Consider the following 17,101-nt stretch of genomic DNA (forward strand, 5'->3'; position numbering starts at 1 on the left):
GGCCACCACGATGCACATCGGCCTCGTCGGGCTCGGAAAAATGGGCGGCAACATGCGCGAGCGCCTTCGGCGCGCGGGCATCGAGGTCACCGGGTACGACCCGAATCCCGAGGTCACCGACGTCGCTGATCTGGTCGCACTCGCCGCGGCACTACCGGCCCCGCGGGTCGTGTGGGTCATGGTTCCGTCGGGCGCGATCACCGATCAGGTGATCACCGATGTCGCCGCCGTTCTCGAGCCCGGCGACCTGGTGATCGACGGCGGCAACTCCCGGTTCACCGACGACGCGGTGCACTCGGCCCAGCTCGCGGAAGCCGGCATCCGGTTCGTCGACTGCGGCGTCTCGGGCGGGGTCTGGGGTCTGACCAACGGGTACGGTCTGATGGCCGGCGGCGAAGCGAACGACATCGAGGAGCTGCTGCCGGTCTTCGACGCCCTGCGACCCGAGGGTCCGCGCGATGAGGGGTTCGTGCACGCCGGCTCGGCCGGCGCCGGGCACTACGCGAAGATGGTGCACAACGGCATCGAGTACGCACTGATGCAGGCCTGGGCCGAGGGGTTCGAGCTCATGGCCGCACGGGATGACCTCATCCATGACGTCCCCGGGGTGTTCAAGGCGTGGCAGCGCGGCACGGTCGTTCGTAGCTGGCTGCTCGAACTGCTCGTGAAAGCGCTCGAGGAAGATCCGGAGCTCGCCGACATCGAAGGCTATGTCGAAGACTCCGGCGAGGGTCGCTGGACCGTGCACGACGCCCTCGACCTCGCCGTTCCGGTTCCGACGATCAGCGCCGCGATCTTCGCACGATTCGTGTCGCGCCAGAAGGATTCCCCGTCGATGAAGGCCGTCGCCGCGCTGCGCAAACAGTTCGGCGGCCACGCGGTCCGCAAGGCGTGATCGTCACCCACCTGTCACTCACCGACTTCCGCAACTACCGCGAAGTCGAGGTCGATCTGGTGGCGGGCCCGAATCTCTTCGTCGGCAGCAACGGGCAGGGCAAGACGAATCTGGTCGAGGCGATCGGTTACCTGAGCACGCTCGGGTCGCATCGGGTGGCCACCGACCAGGCCCTGATCCGGTCGGGGCAGGATGCGGCCATCGTGCGCGCCCGGCTGGATCATGCCGAGCGCTCGGTGCTCGTCGAGGTGCAGCTCAACCGCTCGTCCGCCAACCGGGCGCAGGTCAATCGCGTCGCGACCAAGCCGAGAGAGCTGCCGCGGTACGCCACGAGTGTGCTGTTCGCACCCGAGGATCTCGCGCTGGTGCGCGGCGACCCGGGTGGCCGGCGACGGTACCTCGACCAGCTGCTCGTGCAACTCACACCGCGCCTCGTCGGCGTACTCGCCGACTACGACCGCGTGTTGCGCCAACGCACGACGCTGCTCAAGTCGGTGCGCGCGGCGCGAGTGGCGGAGTCCCAACTCTCGACCCTCGAGGTGTGGAACGACCGGCTCGCTGATCTTGGCTCGCAGATCATCATCGAGCGCTCCGCGCTGATCGACCGCATCCGTCCGCACGCGGCCGACGCCTACCGGCGCATCGCGGGCGACGACCATCGCGCCGACCTGGCGGCACGGCTGAGCATTCTGGGCGACTCTGCTGCCGACGACGGAGACGAGGACGCAGCGGATGCCGCTTCCGCAGCTGCCGCGCTCGCCCCAGCCGAGGTGCGCGAGGCGTTCACCGCAGCGCTGGCCCGAGTGCGTCGTCAGGAGCTGGATCGCGGTCTCACCCTGGTGGGACCCCACCGCGACGATCTGGTCCTGACGCTCAACGGACTCCCCGCGAAGGGTTACGCCAGTCACGGCGAATCCTGGTCGTTCGCGCTCGCGCTGAAGCTCGCGGCGGCGGCGACCCTGCGGGCCGACTCCCCGCTCGGCGATCCGGTGGTGATCCTCGACGACGTGTTCGCGGAGCTCGACGAGATGAGACGCAGCCGTCTCGCCGGCGCGATCGGCGACTACGAGCAGGTGCTCATCACCGCGGCCGTGCTCGACGACGTGCCCGAAGCGCTCCGCGCGCACACCGTGCGCATCCGCGCCGGCCAGATTCTGGAACCTGGGGAGGACTCGTGACGAGCGACGCCCCGGACCCGACCCCCGAGCACATCGCGGTGTATCAGCGACTGCGCCGGATGTTCGGCAACCCCGAGCTGCGCAGCACCGACGGTCGCCGCCGGCGTCGAGCGGCTGACGCCGCTGCGAGCGAGCCCTACGGGCTCGGCCGGGACCCGCGCGGGGTGGGCGATGTGCTCGCCGGCATCGCCGCCGCCCGGGGCTGGGAGTCGCCGCTGGCACGCGCGGAGCTGCTCGCCAGCTGGCCCGAGATCGTGGGCGCCGACACCGCCGCGCACACCTCGCCGGTGGGAATCGACGACGGCATCCTCACGGTTCAATGCGACTCGACGGCGTGGGCGCAACAGCTGCGTCTCATGTCGGCGACGGTACTGAACAGCGTCGCCGAGCGGTTCCCAGCGGCGGGGGTCGAGTCGACACGCTTTCTCGCACCCCACGCCCCCTCGTGGAAACACGGCCCCAAGGCCGTTCCGGGGCGCGGTCCACGCGATACCTACGGCTGAGAAGGCAAATCTGGTCGACGCCTTGCGGAAAACCCCGCAGATCGCGGAATCGCCCGGAATCGACCCGCTTCGCGGGATAGAATCGAGGCACCCTCGCCGCCCGCTTTCCGGTGGCTGAGTTCGACCCCGGCAGGAGCCACCTCCCCATGAGTCCCACCCCTCGTCAGGGCGAGTCCGACGCGAACTACGGCGCCGCCGACATCCAGGTTCTCGAAGGTCTCGAAGCGGTACGTAAGCGTCCCGGTATGTATATCGGATCCACCGGTCCGCGCGGTCTGCACCACCTCGTCTACGAGATCGTCGACAACGCCGTCGACGAGTCGCTGGCCGGCTACTGCGACACCATCGAGGTGACGATCCTTCCTGACGGCGCGCTCCGCGTCATCGACAACGGCCGTGGCATCCCTGTCGACATGCACCCCGTCGAGAAGCGCTCCACCGTGGAGGTCGTGCTGACGGTGCTGCACGCCGGCGGAAAGTTCGGCGGCAGCGGATACGCGGTGTCCGGAGGGCTGCACGGCGTCGGGTCGAGCGTCGTCAACGCGCTCTCGTCGCGGCTCGAGGTGGAGGTGAGCCGGCAGGGCAACGTGTACCGGCAGACCTACCACGTGGGGGTGCCCGACGCGCCGCTGGCAAAGGAGGAGGCGACGGATGCCACCGGCACGACGATCACCTTCTGGCCGAACGCCGACATCTTCGAGACGGTCGAGTTCGACTACGAGACCCTGCGCACGCGGTTCCAGCAGACGGCGTTCCTCAACAAGGGCCTGACGATCTCGCTCGCCGACGAGCGCCCGCTCGAAGAGGGCGAAGAGTCGAAGCGCGCCGACACCTTCCTCTACGAGCGCGGCCTCGTCGACTACGTCGAGTACCTCAACGCCACCAAGAAGGCCGAGGTCATCCACGACGAGGTCATCTCGTTCGAGACCGAAGACACCGAGCGGCACATGGCGCTCGAGATCGCGATGCAGTGGACCACCTCCTATTCCGAGAGCGTGCACACCTACGCGAACGTCATCAACACCCACGAAGGCGGAACCCACGAAGAGGGTTTCCGGGCGGCGCTCACCACCCTCGTCAACAAGTACGCGCGCGAGAAGGGGATTCTCAAGGAAAAAGAGGAGAACCTCACCGGCGACGACGTGCGCGAGGGTCTCACCGCGGTCATCTCGATCAAGCTCTCCGAGCCGCAGTTCGAGGGCCAGACCAAGACCAAGCTCGGCAACACCGAGGCGAAGTCGTTCGTGCAGCGCGTCGTCGGCGACCAGCTCACCGACTGGTTCGAGCGCAACCCGAACCAGGCGCGGGATGTCATCCGCAAGGCGATCCAGGCGGCGACCGCTCGACTCGCGGCGCGCAAGGCGCGAGAGCAGACCCGGCGCAAGGGGCTGCTCGAGGGCGGCGGGATGCCGGGCAAGCTGTCGGACTGCTCCAGCAAGGACCCGTCCGAAAGCGAGATCTTCCTCGTCGAGGGCGACTCGGCCGGCGGCTCGGCGAAGACCGGCCGCGACCCGCGCACGCAGGCGATCCTGCCGCTGCGCGGCAAGATCCTCAACGTCGAGAAGGCGCGCCTCGACCGCGCGCTCGGCAACGCCGAGATCCAGGCGATGATCACCGCGTTCGGCACCGGCATCGGCGAAGACTTCGACGGCGAGAAGGCCCGGTACCACAAGGTCGTGCTGATGGCGGATGCCGACGTCGACGGCCAGCACATCACGACGCTGCTGCTCACCCTGCTGTTCCGCTACATGCGGCCGCTCATCGAACTCGGCTACGTATATCTCGCCGCGCCCCCGCTGTACCGCATCAAGTGGACGAACTCCGAACATGACTACGTGTACTCCGACAACGAGCGCGACGCTCTCATCGAGCTCGGCAAGGCGAACGGCAAGCGCCTACCGAAGGAGTCAGCCGTGCAGCGTTACAAGGGTCTCGGCGAGATGAACCACCAAGAGCTGTGGGACACGACGATGAACCCCGCGACGCGCACGCTGCGGCAGATCACCCTCGACGACGCCGCGATCGCCGACGGGGTCTTCGCGACGCTGATGGGCGACGATGTCGAGCTGCGCCGCAACTTCATCCAACAGAACGCCAAAGACGTTAGGTTCCTCGACATTTGATTTCGACACGCCCGCGGAACGGGCTACTCAATCCGAGGATCTCGACACGCGGCTGCGCCGCTACTCGATCACCGAAAGTGACACATGACTGACACCACGGGACTCGACCCCGACCGGCACGACAAGATCGAGCCCGTCGACCTCCAGTTGGAGATGCAGCGGTCGTACCTCGACTATGCGATGAGCGTCATCGTCGGGCGCGCCCTGCCCGACGTGCGCGACGGGCTCAAGCCCGTGCACCGCCGCGTGATCTACACGATGTACGACGGCGGCTACCGGCCCGACCGAGCGTTCAGCAAGTGCACCCGAGTCATCGGCGACGTGATGGGGCAGTTCCACCCGCACGGCGACTCGTCGGTGTACGACGCGCTCGTGCGACTCGTGCAGCCGTGGTCGCTGCGATACCCGCTCGCGCTCGGCCAGGGCAACTTCGGCTCTCCCGGCAACGACGGCGCCGCGGCCCACCGGTACACCGAGACCAAGATGGCTCCGCTCGCCATGGAGCTCGTGCGTGACATCGACGAGAACACCGTCGACATGCAGGAGAACTACGACGGCCGCACGCAGGAGCCCTCCGTGCTCCCCGCCCGGTTCCCGAACCTGCTCGTCAACGGCAGCGTCGGCATCGCGGTCGGCATGGCGACGAACATCCCGCCGCACAATCTGCGGGAGGTGTCCGAGGCCGCTCTCTGGGCGCTCGAGCACCCCGAGGCCACTCGCGAGGAGCTGCTCGAGGCCGCCATCCAGCGCGTCAAAGGCCCCGATTTCCCGACCGGAGCGCAGATTCTCGGCGTGCGCGGCATCCAGGATGCCTACCGCACCGGCCGCGGATCGATCACGATGCGAGCCGTCGTCGAAGTCGAAGAGCTGCAGGGTCGCACCTGCCTCGTCGTCACCGAGCTGCCGTACCAGGTCAACCCCGACAACCTCGCGATCAAGATCGCCGACCTCGTCAAGGAAGGCAAGCTCGCGGGCATCGCCGACATCCGCGACGAGTCGTCGGGCCGCACCGGCCAGCGTCTGGTGATCGTGCTCAAGCGCGACGCCGTCGCCCGCGTCGTGCTCAACAATCTCTACAAGCACACGTCGCTGCAAGAGAACTTCGGCGCGAACATGCTCGCGATCGTCGACGGGGTGCCGCGCACCCTCGCCCTCGACGGGTTCATCACGCACTGGATCACGCACCAGATCGAAGTGATCGTGCGACGTACCCAGTTCCGGCTCGACAAGGCCGAAGCGGATGCCCACATCCAGCGCGGGTACGCGAAAGCCCTCGACGCCCTCGACGAGGTCATCGCCCTCATCCGCCGGTCCGCCGACGTCGATGCAGCGCGCGTCGGGCTCATCAAGCTCCTGAAGATCGACGAGCTGCAGGCCGACGCCATCCTCGCCCTCCAGCTACGACGGCTTGCCGCGCTCGAGCGCCAGAAGATCCTCGACCGCCTCGCCGAGCTCGAGAAGGAAATCGCCGAGTACAAGGCGATCCTCGCGAGCGAGTCGCGGCAGCGCGAGATCGTCACCGAAGAGCTCACCGAGATCGTCGCGAAGTTCGGCGACGATCGGCGCACCGAGATCCTCATGGGCTTCGACGGCGACATGAAGGTCGAAGACCTCATCCCCGAAGAGGAGATGGTCATCACCATCACCCGCGGTGGATACGTGAAGCGCACCCGCAGTGACAACTATCGGTCGCAGCACCGCGGCGGTCGCGGGGTCAAGGGCGCGCAACTCCGAGCGGATGACGTCGTCGAGCACTTCTTCGTGACGACCACCCACCACTGGTTGCTGTTCTTCACCGACAAGGGCCGTGTCTACCGGGCGAAGGCCTACGAGGTGCAGGAGGCCGGTCGCGACGCGAAGGGTCAGCACGTCGCCAACCTGCTCGCCCTGCAGCCCGACGAGCAGATCGCGCAGGTGCTCGACATCCGCGACTACTCGGTGGCCACCTACCTGGTGCTCGCCACCCGCGGCGGTCTGGTGAAGAAGACCCGGCTCACCGAGTACGACACCAACCGCACCGGCGGCATCATCGCGATCAACCTGCGCGAAGGCGACGAGGTGGTGTCGGCGCTGCTCGTCGAAGACGGCACCGACGTGTTGCTGGTGTCGCGCCACGGCATGTCGATCCGGTTCACCGCATCGGATGCCGCGATGCGACCGATGGGACGGTCGACCTCCGGCGTGATCGGCATGCACTTCCGTGACGACGACGCGCTGCTGTCGGCATCCGTCGTCCCTTCGACAGGCTCAGGACAAGCGGCAGATTCGTACGTCTTCGTCGTCACCGAGGGCGGCTACGCCAAGCGCACCGCGGTCGACCAGTACCGGTTGCAGGGCCGCGGCGGCCTCGGCATCAAGGTCGCGAAACTCAGCGAGACCCGCGGCGATCTCGCCGGCGGCCTGATCGTCGAAGAAGACGACGAGGTGCTCGTCGTGCTCGCGAGCGGCAAGGTCGTACGTTCAGCAGTTGCCGAGGTTCCTGCCAAGGGGCGGGATACGATGGGCGTCGTCTTCGCGCGTTTCGACGACGACGACAAGATCATCGCGATCGCCAAGAACAGCGAACGCAACATCGAGATCGCGGCAGACCCCGACGTCGCACCGGCAGACGATGCCGAGGCGGCTGAAGACAGCACCGACGCTGCCGCCGCGCCCGACGGAGAGAACCAGGAGTAGCGATGAGTGTCGCCGAGAAGCTGCAGCGCAAAGAGATGCGCCAGACGACCAGTCGCCAGGTGCGCCTGAAGCTCGTCTACATCGACATCTGGTCGCTCGTGAAGCTGTCGTTCCTGGTGTGGCTGTGCCTCGGCATCGTGCTCATCGTCGCGAGCGTGCTCATCTGGGTGGTGCTCTTCTCGACCGGCATCTTCGACACCCTCGACGAGACCCTGCGCGACATCCTGGCGCAGCCGGAGTTCTCGATTGCGGCGAGCTTCGGCCTCGGCACTGTCGTGTTCTTCACCTTCGTGATCGCGCTGCTCAACACCATCGTCGGTACCGCGCTCGGTGCCGTCGGCGGCTTCCTCTACAACCTCAGCGTGCGTCTCACCGGCGGACTTCTGGTCGGATTCCAGAACTCCTAGAGGCTGATACTCTTGCTCTCGGCCCGGATCCAGCTTCAGATCCAAGCCACTCGGGGATATAGCTCAGGCGGTTAGAGCGCTTCGCTGATAACGAAGAGGTCCGAGGTTCAAGTCCTCGTATCCCCACTCCATCTCGTTGGTCGAGTAGCGACCGAAGGTCGCGTGTCGAGACCACCGACGTGGCACCGGGGCCTTAGCTCAATTGGTAGAGCGCCTGCTTTGCAAGCAGGAGGTCAGGGGTTCGATTCCCCTAGGCTCCACTAAAGGGTGCGAGGCTACCTCAAGCTACCTAGCGAGCGGACAGCGGATGACTTCAAGCAATCGTGGTTTGCCAGTTACGCGCATCCGTGCCGAGAACTTCAGGTCGTTTCGGGATGTTGACGTAGAGCTTCGGCCGCTGACCGTTCTTGTAGGCCCGAACGGCTCAGGGAAGTCCAACCTCTTGAAGGTGCTCCAGTTCCTATCCGCGGCCACCCGCTTTGATATCGGGGTTGCGCTGGACCAATGGGGAGGGTTCGAGAGGGTTCAACGTCAGTCACCCAAGACGGGACAAGTCGCGCTTGCGATCGAAGGTTCGGTCACACAGCACTCAAGTGCGGGCGCACCCGACAGCTATCAGCTGAAGTTCAATCGAGCCGCGAGCGGCATTACTCGGCGGGAGATCTTCGAGTTTAAGCGCGTCCCCGGAAAAGGCAGACGGATCCAAGTGACCGGGAGCCAGGTCACGATCCAAGGCGACGGTGACGACTCGCGACGCCAGCTCGCGAGCGGGCAAACCTCCGGTCTTGGGACCCTGGCGAGGCTTTCCGACACCGATGTGGGCCCGGGACCAGCCTCCTATGCAGAGTTCCTGAGTTCAATTCGCGTGCTTGAGCCGAACGTTGAGGAGGCGAGGCGGCCGTCGAGAGTCGTCGCCGGGCCGTTGGCGGACGATGCGCACAACCTGTCGGCTGCACTGATGAATCTTCGGCAGTCGTCGCCGGACGCGTTCTCGTCGCTGGTCTTTGATCTTCGCCGCTGTCTCCCGGGTCTAGAAAACCTCCAGCTGATGCCAGTTGGCGGCACGACCTCATCGGTGGTGGTGCAACTAGTTGAGCGAGGCGTCACCAGACCGATCGATCTCGCCGACGCGTCGTTCGGTACTGTGCGGCTCCTTGCGCTCTTGGTGGCACTGCACGAACCCAAGCCACCCAAGTTCACCGCAATCGAAGAGGTCGATCACGGCCTCCACCCTTACGCGCTGGAGGTTCTCATCGAGAGAATGCGGGATGCCACCACGCGCACCCAAATCCTTGCGGCAACTCACTCACCCACCCTTGTGAATCGCCTCGAACCGACCGAGATTCTTGTCTGTGATCGTGACCCGGTGACCGGCGAATCACTCATGCCCGCGCGCTCGGCTGAAGAGATCCAAAGGGCCGTTGACGCTTCTGATTTCGGGCCCGGTGAACTCTGGTTCGCTGGGGCCATCGGTGGAGTGCCGGCCTAATGGCTCGCCCGAGCGTCGGGCGCCAGCGAGCTTCCGTGGTTCTCGTCTTTGGAGAGAACCTTAACGATTCCGAGAGCATCAGACATCTTGTAGAGAAAGCAGCCCCACGACTCTCGGGGCGGGTCCGAGCTCGCCCGAGGCCAGTGTCTCTAACGCGATCCGCAGGGGTGACCGTGGTCCGAAACTGGGTGAATGAACTCTCTTCCGTCATCGCATCAGTGGAAGCCGCTGGTCAACCGGTCTTGGCCGTGATCGTTCACCGTGACGCCGATCGCATCGACCCCAATGGCGAGGAGGAATCCGCGCTCGCGCAGCAACTCGCCCACCTACGCGTTGCCTTTCCAACGGTGCCGGTCGTATGCACCGAAGCCTGGTGGTTTCAGTACCCAGATTCAGTCGAGTCCGTCAAACCGATTGCGTGGCGGAACGCACTGCCTCGCTCCAACAGGAATGTAGAAGCCATCACCGACCCGAAGAGCGAGCTCAGGCGGCTGACGCGACGCGGTGGCGCGAGTGAGTACTCCGAAGCCGACTCTCCTCGGATAGCCGAGCACATCCGTACCCAGTCGCCCACCCGGTACGGAACCAGCAGTTCGCTCGATCGGCTATTCGCTACCGCTACCGCTATCGCCGGTCGGCTCCCCTAGACGCGAGGCTGTAGACCGTCGGTGTGCCGCGCTGATCGCCTCGGATGATCTACCCAAGGGGCCTCGCGCTCGCGGCCAACCTGTTTCGCACATGCCTCCAAGCTCTAGCTCAGGCTGGCCCCACCCTTCTTTCTCGGCCCGCATCCCGAGCCAACGGGCAAGCGCAGCGACCTCGGCATCCACCGCTTCCCGCATCTCGGGGGTGAACGGCGCATCTTCGTGGATGCGGGTCACACGCAGAGCCGCGGCCTTGCGGTCGGCGGTCGCGTCGAGCTTTCCGACGAGCCGGTCGCCGCAGGATCGGTAGCGCGAAGTAGCCCCAGCGGCGCTTCGACTTCGGCTTGAACAACGAGCCGGTCGAAGGGCGAGAGCAGGGCGGTGCGCCCCTCGAAATCTTCATCGAGCCACGGCAGCACATCGGGATGGATGCGCCAGGCGACATCCGAGCCCTCGATCGTCGCCGGCAACCCGGCCGGACCGACGTCGATCGGCTCGAGCGGCTGCTTCGGGCCCTTCGCGGGCGCGACTCCGAGCGACCGCAGACGCCGGTCGTTGCGGATCGCGAACGCCTCCTCGAACGGGGTGACCGGCAACCCCTCGGGGTAGACGCGCTCGGCGAGATCCCACGTACGGGCGCCGTCCTGCTGCCCGGCGATTGCGACCTCGCCGCGCATCATCAAGCACTCGAGCATCTGCGTCACGTTGCGGTTGTTCGTCCACCCCGACGAGGGCCACGGGTAGCGCGCCGTGTCGGGCAGCTCGCGGGCGAGCACCGGTCCGCGGTCGTAGAGCTCCTGGAGCAGATCGGCGCGGAACTCGTGATTGAGCTCGAGCCACTCGCGGGTCTTCGCGTAGGCGGGGGGCCGGGCGAACTGAGCCAGGAACAGCGCCAAATCCTCCATCGGCCGGATCATCCCGTCGAGTTCCAGCAGCGAGCGGTCGACCTCGAGCGCGCGTTGCAGGTCGTCGGGTTCATACCGGGAACCGAGACGGCTCCACAGCACGAGGTCGGCGCTCGGCGCGATATCGGCGTACGGGTAGCGCTGGATGACGGTCAGCGCGCGCACCACCTCGACCAGGCTCACCGGGCGGTGCGCATCCAGCAGTTGTGCACGCACCGCGATGCGACGGGCTTGCGCCCGCGTCAGCTCAACCGGGGGGTCGCTCAGAAATCGTCGTCGTCGATGTCGGCGCTTCCGGGGTCGCCGAGGTCTTCGATCCACAGGTCGTCGTCGGCGCGGAGCGTCTGCCACGCGGCGTAGGCGATTCCGGCGAACGCGACGACGCCGAGGCCGATGAGGATGTAGTGGCCCGGGCCGTTCGATTTGGGCGGCGTGACGACGCGGGCCTTCTGCCCCGCCTTCGAGATGCGGCGCACGACATCGCGCACCGCGGGGTTCTTGGCGGCTTCCAGAACGGCAAGGGCCGACCCGATCGTTCCCGAGATCGCGGGGAGCACATCGTCGGTGAAGCGTTCGCGGGCGGTCGAGGCGGCGTCGCGGGCGGCACCGAGCCCGTCCCGGGCGGCGCCGACACCCTCGCGCACGCGCGGGCGCACCTCTTCGCGGGCGAAGTTGGCGGCCTGGCGGCGAGCATCCTTCAGAACGAGGGTGGCGTGCTCGATCGCTTCGCGCTGCTCATCCCAAAGGCGCTCGGCATCCCGCTTGAGGCGATTCAGTTCCCGCTGGCGCTTGCGTGACAGTGCCATAGTGATCCTCCGGTCGTCAAAAACGAGGTGACCCAACACATCCTGCCATGCGCGGCGGATCGCACCGTAGGGCTTGCCAACTGCAGCGACATGCGAGAATGGCGCAATGCCTGCGCACACTCACGTCGCCACCGTCCACACCACGCTCGGTGACATCCGCATCAACCTGTTCGGCTTCCACGCCCCCGTCACCGTCGACAACTTCGTCGGCTTGGCGATGGGCACGAAAGAGTGGCAGGACCCGGCCACGGGTGAGACCAAGAACACGCCCCTTTACGACGGGGTGATCTTCCACCGCATCATCAAGCAGTTCATGTTGCAGGGCGGCGATCCGCTCGGCAAGGGCATCGGCGGCCCCGGCTACAACTTCGACGACGAGATCCACCCGGAGCTGCACTTCACCGAGCCGTACCTGCTCGCGATGGCCAACGCCGGCATCCAGGGCGGCCGCGGCACCAACGGTTCGCAGTTCTTCATCTCGACGGTGCCCACCCCGTGGCTCAACGGCAAACACACCATCTTCGGCGAGGTCGCCGACGACGACTCCAAGCGGGTCGTCGATGCGATCGAGGCGGTCGACACCGACGGCCGAGACAAGCCACTTCAGGATGTCGTGATCACCTCGATCTCGGTCGACGCGGTCTGACCGGCACTGCTTCATGGCCGAGACTTCGCCGGATGTCTGTTACCGGCATCCGAAGCGAGAGAGCTGGGTGCTCTGCCAGCGCTGCGGCCGCACGATCTGCCCCGAGTGCCAGATCTTGGCGCCGGGCGGCGTGCACTGCCCGGAGTGCGTTCAGGAACTCGGCGGCTCGGTGACCTGGCGGGGCGCCGGGGAGGCTCGTCGTCCGGCAGCCAAGGCGCGCCCGGCGCGTACCGCCCGATCCCGCCCCGAACGCTCGTCGTCGCCCGTGTCGGGGGCGCTCGGTCAGATGCTGCGCCCCGGGGGCGAGGCGCCCGTGGTCACCTGGGGAATCGTCGCCACGACCGTCGTCCTGTGGCTCGGCGGACTGTTCACCGGCGGCCTGCCCTACCTGTTCCTCGCGGCCGCCCCCCCGGTGAGCCTGCAGGTGTGGCGCTATGTCACAGCCGCCGTCGTCTACCCGCCGGAGATCAGCTACGTGATCTCCATTCTGCTCAGCGGCTTCTTCCTGCTGCTGATCGCGCCATCCGTGGAGAAGAACCTCGGACGTCGCCGCTTCCTTGTGCTCGCCCTCGCAGCGACAGGGGTCGGCAGCGCGGCGATGGTGTTGGCGGGAAGTGCTGCGTTCGGCCTGTCTGGTGTGCTGTTCGGGATGTTCGGCGCGTACCTGATCTTCGTCTGGTCGTATCCACCGGCCCGCATGCAGGCGCTCATCATCATCGGAATCAACCTGCTCATCAGCATCGCGTTCGGCGGATTCACGCTGCCGCAGATCGTGGGCGGACTGATCGCCGGAGCCGGAGCGACCTACCTGTTCCAGCGCTACGACGACAGGCCGGGGGCGAAGACCCGCACCCCGTACCTCATCATCGGGGCCGTCGTCGGGGGGCTCATCCTGCTGGCGATCCTGCGCACCGCCCTCTGACCCGAGGAGTTGTCCACAGGGCTATCCACAGTGTGGAGAGAATGACAACGGTGTGATTTCGACACGCGTCCGCTCACGCGGGCGCTACTCAATCCGAGGATTTCGACACGCGTCCGCTACTCAATCCGAGGATTCTCAGCGCCACCGGGTGGTCATGAAGAAGCCGATGATCAGAAGGCCGAACCCGATCGCGATGTTCGCTTCGTTGATGCCGGGGATGGGCCACGAGCCCTGGCTCAGGTAGTAGACGATGATCCACGCCAGACCCAGCAGCATGAAGCCGAACATGATCGGCTTGAACCAGACCGGGTTGGGGAGGCTCTCACGACGATCGGCGTCGCCGGAGCTGGACTTCTGCTCGGAGGACGAAGGGTTGGAGCGGGCCATGCCGAGCAGTCTAACGGAGGCGATTGTCTGCGATCCGTGCGGAGGCCGCGCGACGTAGAATCGGGGCATGACCGACCTGGCTCCGCTGCGTCGCCCGCGCCGTCGGGTCTCGGTGGTCGGTGTGCTCGGAGAACTCCTGATCACGGCCGGTGTGCTCGTGCTTGCGTTCCTCGGCTATCAGGTGTGGCTCGGCGACGTCATAGTCGGGGGCCAGCTCAACGGCGAGGCCATCGAGCTGGCCGAGGAGTGGAGCGCTGGCTACGAAGAGGTGCCTCCGGTGGAAGTGGGCGATCCCGTCGTGTCGGAGGATCCGCCCATCGCGGCAGCGCCCGCTGACACGGAGCGGTTCGCGACGCTGATCATCCCGCGCTTCGGGGGCACCTACTACCGGCCCATTGCCGAAGGCGTCGGTACCGCCGCCGTGCTCAACAAGGGCAACATCGGCCACTATCCGACGACGCAGTTGCCGGGAGAGCCGGGCAACTTCGCGTTGGCCGCGCACCGCTCCAGCGGGGGCGGCAACTTCCGCGACGTTCATCAGCTACAGGTGGGCGATCACATCTACGTCGAAACGATCGACGGTTGGTATCAGTACACCTTCCGCAACCTGGAGTACGTGCGCCCGAGCGGAGTCGGGGTGCTCAATCCCGTGCCCCAGGCCGAGGGGATCGGGGCGGCTGAGCGTTTCATCACGCTCACGACCTGCAACCCCTTCTTCTCCACGGCCGAGCGCATCATCGCCTACGGCGTCTACGACCAGTTCTATCCACGATCGGGCGGCGTACCCGCCGAGATCGCATCCAACGTGACGGGGGCGGGCTGATGTACGGGGCGCTGTGGCGGATTCTGCCGGGCCCGTGGTGGGTGCGGCTGTTCATCCTGTTGGTCGCGGCGGCGGTGATCCTGACGGCGCTCGTGTACTGGGTGTTCCCGGTCGTCGATCAGATGGTGGCCCCGCAAGACGTGACGGTCGACGAATGACCCGGGTCCTCGTTCTCGACAACTACGACTCCTTCGTCTACACACTCGACGGATACCTGCAGCAACTCGGCGCCACGACCGACGTCGTTCGCAACGACTCCTTCCCGGCCGACGAGGCGGCGTCGCACATCGCCGAATACGACGCGGTGCTCATCTCGCCCGGACCGGGCACTCCGGCGGCCGCAGGGGTGTCGATCCCGGTCGTCCACGCGGCGCTCGCCGCTGACATCCCCTTGCTCGGGGTTTGCCTCGGCCACCAGGCGATCGCCGAAGCTCTCGGCGCGACGGTGACGCACGCCGACGAGCTGATGCACGGCAAGACCTCGCTCATCCGGCACGACGACAGCCCCTTCTACGCGGGCGTGCCCCAACCGTTCCGGGCGACCCGGTACCACTCGCTCGCGGTGGTCGACGGAACGGTGCCCGCCGAGCTCGAGGTGACGGCGCGCACCGAGGGCGGCGTCATCATGGGGGTGCGGCACCGTTCGGCACCGGTCGTCGGAGTGCAGTTCCACCCGGAGTCGGTGCTGACCGAAGGCGGCTACCGGATGCTGGGCAACTGGCTCGCCGACGCCGGGCTTCCCGAGGCGGCCGAGCGCGCGACGCATCTGAGTCCGCTCGTCAAACTCGGCTGACCGCCGCCGCTCATCATCCCGAGCAGTAGGTGAGGGTGACCGACGACTTCTGGGCCACCTCGCCGATGACCGACTGGCTCACCACGGCCTGGCCGGTGCACGAGTTGTCGAGCACCAGCTTCACCGTGAGCTGCAGGCTGCCTCCGGTGAGCGTCGACCGAGCCGTCGTGACTGCCTGACCCTTCACGTCGGGTACCACAACGAGCCCGTTCGAGACGACGAGATCGATCGTCGAGCCGGCCTCGACCTGAGTCGAGGTGGTCAGCACGTCGGGGCTCCCCTCGACGATGATGCCCATGACCACGCCGTTCGGAACGTTGGGTGAGTAGGTGACCGTCGTCGTGCCGTAGACGAGGTCGAGTTCGGCGAGCCGGGCTTTCGCCGCCTCTTGGTCTTGGAAGACGAGGCTCTCGACGGTGACGAGCGGCGCTCCTGATGAGACGAGAAGCTCGATCTCTTGGCCGGGCGTGACCCGGGTTCCGACCCCGGGCGTCTGCTCCATGACTTCGCCTTCGGGCACGTCCTCGCTCGGCCGAGTGGTGGGGGCCACCTGGAGCCCCTGCTCTTCCAAGAGTTGCGTCGCCTCGTCGACGTTCATGCCGACGACGTCGGGAACTTCGACGGCGGCACCCGGTCCGACCAGGTTCTGCGCCTGCAGCGAGAAGACGAACCAGGTCGCGGCGACGAGGATGACGACGAACATCGCGATGCCGCCCCAGATCCAGGCGACCGGCGGACGGCTCTGCGTGCGGGTGATGCGGTCGTCACCGTCATCCGCCGCCAGGCGACGCAGTGCGGCCTCCGAGGCAGCGCCGGTGCTCGGATTCACCCCGAACAGGGTCGAGCTGAAGTCGTCGACGGGAACGAGCTGACGGTCGGGCAGCTTGCCGGCGAACGCGGCGTCGAGGTCGCGCTTGAAGTCACCGGCACTCTGGAAGCGCTCGAACCGATCCTTCGCGAGGGCGTGCATGACCACGGCGTCGAGCGCGGGCGTCACCGCCGGGTTCAGTCGGCTGGGCGGCACCGGGGCTTCACTGACGTGCTGGTATGCCGTCGCGACCGCCGTCTCACCGTGGAACGGCGGCTTGCCGGTCAGGAGTTCGTAGAGCAGTACACCGGTCGAGTACAGGTCGGTGCGGGCGTCCACCGCTTCGCCGCGGGCCTGTTCCGGCGAGAAGTATTGGGCCGTGCCGAGAATCGCGCTGGTCTGAGCGATCGTCGCCGACGAGTCGGAGATCGCGCGCGCGATGCCGAAGTCCATGACCTTCACCTGACCGGTGGAGGTGACCATGACATTGCCGGGCTTGATGTCGCGATGCACGACGCCGGCGCGGTGTGAGTACTCGAGCGCGGTGAGGATGCCGTCCGCGATGTGCACGGCCTGTTCGGCCGACATCGGCCCCTGGGCGACCAGGTCTTTGAGAAGGTGGCCCTCGACGTGCTCCATGACGATGAACGGCACCTGCAGCTCGCGACCGGACGAGTCGCGCGCGATCTCCTCGCCGGCGTCGTACACCCGCACGATGGTCGGGTGCGCCATGCGCGCCGCCGCTTGGGCCTCCTGGCGGAAGCGGGTGCGGAACGCCGGATCGTTGGCGAGCGACGGCTTCAACAACTTGATCGCGACCTTGCGACCGAGGCGAGCGTCGAGACCCAGATGCACGTCGGCCATGCCGCCGCGGCCGAGGAGCTCGCCGATCTGGTAGCGGCCCGCGAGCATGCGGGGTCCCGCGGTGGTGTCGGTCACGCCAGTCAGTGTAACTTCCCCCGCTGGGCTCCTAGTGTCGCGTGTCGTTAGTTCCTAAATGGTTGGCGTGTTGGGAGAATTGCTTATGGCGAATTCTCCTGCTGCGGCGTTGGTGCTTCGTGAGGGTGATCGGGACGAGTTGATGTCGTGGACTCGG

Annotated in this window: 16 protein-coding genes and 2 tRNA genes; 14 read left to right on the forward strand and 4 right to left on the reverse strand. The window is 66.6% G+C overall.

Features of this window, described 5'->3' with window-relative positions:
- The first annotated feature begins 10 nt into the window (after positions 1–10).
- The 9 genes from gnd (at position 11) to WBL06_RS04525 (ending at position 9,271) form a co-directional block, all read left to right on the forward strand.
- Positions 11–895 carry a phosphogluconate dehydrogenase (NAD(+)-dependent, decarboxylating) gene (gene gnd, locus WBL06_RS04485; protein ID WP_424454792.1) on the forward strand — a complete coding sequence of 295 codons (885 nt, stop codon included), beginning with the start codon at positions 11–13 and terminating at the stop codon, positions 893–895.
- Entirely contained in the window at positions 892–2,073 is a 1,182-nt protein-coding gene (gene recF / locus WBL06_RS04490; protein WP_424454776.1) for a DNA replication/repair protein RecF, read from the forward strand. The genes gnd and recF overlap by 4 nt, the downstream gene beginning before the upstream one ends.
- Positions 2,070–2,576, forward strand: a complete 507-nt coding sequence (locus WBL06_RS04495; protein ID WP_424454777.1) for a DUF721 domain-containing protein — start codon at positions 2,070–2,072, stop codon at positions 2,574–2,576. The genes recF and WBL06_RS04495 overlap by 4 nt, the downstream gene beginning before the upstream one ends.
- Positions 2,577–2,722: 146 nt before the next feature.
- Positions 2,723–4,699, forward strand: coding sequence for a DNA topoisomerase (ATP-hydrolyzing) subunit B (gene gyrB, locus WBL06_RS04500; protein ID WP_424454778.1), 1,977 nt, complete (start codon positions 2,723–2,725; stop codon positions 4,697–4,699).
- Positions 4,700–4,783: 84 nt separating this feature from the next.
- Entirely contained in the window at positions 4,784–7,375 is a 2,592-nt protein-coding gene (gene gyrA, locus WBL06_RS04505) for a DNA gyrase subunit A (protein WP_424454779.1), read from the forward strand.
- A gap of 2 nt (positions 7,376–7,377) precedes the next feature.
- Positions 7,378–7,782: a DUF3566 domain-containing protein gene (locus WBL06_RS04510; protein WP_424454781.1), complete on the forward strand. Its 405-nt coding sequence runs from the start codon at positions 7,378–7,380 to the stop codon at positions 7,780–7,782.
- A gap of 52 nt (positions 7,783–7,834) precedes the next feature.
- Positions 7,835–7,908 (forward strand) — tRNA-Ile (locus WBL06_RS04515).
- Between the two features lie 61 nt (positions 7,909–7,969).
- A tRNA-Ala gene (locus WBL06_RS04520) sits at positions 7,970–8,042 on the forward strand.
- A gap of 47 nt (positions 8,043–8,089) precedes the next feature.
- The gene (locus WBL06_RS04525; protein ID WP_424454782.1) at positions 8,090–9,271 is read left to right on the forward strand and encodes an AAA family ATPase; all 1,182 of its coding nucleotides are present in this window, start codon (positions 8,090–8,092) and stop codon (positions 9,269–9,271) included.
- Positions 9,272–10,148: 877 nt separating this feature from the next.
- Here the strand turns inward: WBL06_RS04525 and WBL06_RS04530 are convergent.
- Together WBL06_RS04530 and WBL06_RS04535 are read right to left on the reverse strand one after the other, a co-directional pair.
- Positions 10,149–11,036 (reverse strand): winged helix-turn-helix domain-containing protein, encoded by an 888-nt coding sequence (locus WBL06_RS04530; RefSeq protein WP_424454783.1) that lies wholly within the window; start codon positions 11,034–11,036, stop codon positions 10,149–10,151.
- A gap of 47 nt (positions 11,037–11,083) precedes the next feature.
- Complete coding sequence (locus WBL06_RS04535; protein WP_424454784.1) at positions 11,084–11,626, reverse strand: hypothetical protein; 543 nt, start codon at positions 11,624–11,626, stop codon at positions 11,084–11,086.
- A 106-nt stretch (positions 11,627–11,732) separates the two neighbouring features.
- Here WBL06_RS04535 and WBL06_RS04540 point away from each other — a divergent pair, with 106 nt between their 5' ends.
- Entirely contained in the window at positions 11,733–12,272 is a 540-nt protein-coding gene (locus WBL06_RS04540) for a peptidylprolyl isomerase (protein ID WP_424454785.1), read from the forward strand.
- Positions 12,273–12,285: 13 nt separating this feature from the next.
- Entirely contained in the window at positions 12,286–13,194 is a 909-nt protein-coding gene (locus WBL06_RS04545) for a rhomboid family intramembrane serine protease (protein ID WP_424454786.1), read from the forward strand.
- 135 nt (positions 13,195–13,329) lie between these two features.
- Here the strand turns inward: WBL06_RS04545 and WBL06_RS04550 are convergent, their stop codons facing one another.
- The gene (locus WBL06_RS04550; protein WP_424454787.1) at positions 13,330–13,581 is read right to left on the reverse strand and encodes a cell division protein CrgA; all 252 of its coding nucleotides are present in this window, start codon (positions 13,579–13,581) and stop codon (positions 13,330–13,332) included.
- Positions 13,582–13,648: 67 nt separating this feature from the next.
- Here WBL06_RS04550 and WBL06_RS04555 point away from each other — a divergent pair, with 67 nt between their 5' ends.
- Genes WBL06_RS04555 through WBL06_RS04565 form a run of 3 tightly spaced genes read left to right on the forward strand, consistent with a single transcriptional unit; the run spans position 13,649 to position 15,197 of the window.
- Positions 13,649–14,404 carry a class E sortase gene (locus WBL06_RS04555; protein ID WP_424454788.1) on the forward strand — a complete coding sequence of 252 codons (756 nt, stop codon included), beginning with the start codon at positions 13,649–13,651 and terminating at the stop codon, positions 14,402–14,404.
- Positions 14,404–14,562, forward strand: a complete 159-nt coding sequence (locus tag WBL06_RS04560) for a hypothetical protein (protein WP_424454789.1) — start codon at positions 14,404–14,406, stop codon at positions 14,560–14,562. Before WBL06_RS04555 ends, WBL06_RS04560 begins: the two co-directional genes overlap by 1 nt.
- A complete protein-coding gene (locus WBL06_RS04565) occupies positions 14,559–15,197 on the forward strand; it encodes an anthranilate synthase component II (RefSeq protein ID WP_424454790.1) in 639 nt (212 codons plus the stop codon). The genes WBL06_RS04560 and WBL06_RS04565 overlap by 4 nt, the downstream gene beginning before the upstream one ends.
- Before the next feature lie 13 nt (positions 15,198–15,210).
- On the opposite strand, the gene pknB is transcribed toward WBL06_RS04565, so the two are convergent.
- Positions 15,211–16,944, reverse strand: coding sequence for a Stk1 family PASTA domain-containing Ser/Thr kinase (pknB, locus tag WBL06_RS04570; RefSeq protein ID WP_424454791.1), 1,734 nt, complete (start codon positions 16,942–16,944; stop codon positions 15,211–15,213).
- Between the last annotated feature and the right edge of the window lie 157 nt (positions 16,945–17,101).

The sequence above is a fragment of the Pseudolysinimonas sp. genome (assembly GCF_049651805.1).
Taxonomy (GTDB): Bacteria; Actinomycetota; Actinomycetes; order Actinomycetales; family Microbacteriaceae; genus Pseudolysinimonas_A.

Coding starts and splice junctions, on each gene's coding strand:
- gnd (WP_424454792.1), top strand. CDS start 11: ATGCACATCGGCCTCGTCGGGCTCGGAAAAATGGGCGGCAACATGCGC.
- gyrB (WP_424454778.1), top strand. CDS start 2,723: ATGAGTCCCACCCCTCGTCAGGGCGAGTCCGACGCGAACTACGGCGCC.
- gyrA (WP_424454779.1), top strand. CDS start 4,784: ATGACTGACACCACGGGACTCGACCCCGACCGGCACGACAAGATCGAG.
- WBL06_RS04510 (WP_424454781.1), top strand. CDS start 7,378: ATGAGTGTCGCCGAGAAGCTGCAGCGCAAAGAGATGCGCCAGACGACC.
- WBL06_RS04525 (WP_424454782.1), top strand. CDS start 8,090: ATGACTTCAAGCAATCGTGGTTTGCCAGTTACGCGCATCCGTGCCGAG.
- WBL06_RS04535 (WP_424454784.1), bottom strand. CDS start 11,626: ATGGCACTGTCACGCAAGCGCCAGCGGGAACTGAATCGCCTCAAGCGG.
- WBL06_RS04540 (WP_424454785.1), top strand. CDS start 11,733: ATGCCTGCGCACACTCACGTCGCCACCGTCCACACCACGCTCGGTGAC.
- WBL06_RS04545 (WP_424454786.1), top strand. CDS start 12,286: ATGGCCGAGACTTCGCCGGATGTCTGTTACCGGCATCCGAAGCGAGAG.
- WBL06_RS04550 (WP_424454787.1), bottom strand. CDS start 13,581: ATGGCCCGCTCCAACCCTTCGTCCTCCGAGCAGAAGTCCAGCTCCGGC.
- WBL06_RS04555 (WP_424454788.1), top strand. CDS start 13,649: ATGACCGACCTGGCTCCGCTGCGTCGCCCGCGCCGTCGGGTCTCGGTG.
- WBL06_RS04560 (WP_424454789.1), top strand. CDS start 14,404: ATGTACGGGGCGCTGTGGCGGATTCTGCCGGGCCCGTGGTGGGTGCGG.
- WBL06_RS04565 (WP_424454790.1), top strand. CDS start 14,559: ATGACCCGGGTCCTCGTTCTCGACAACTACGACTCCTTCGTCTACACA.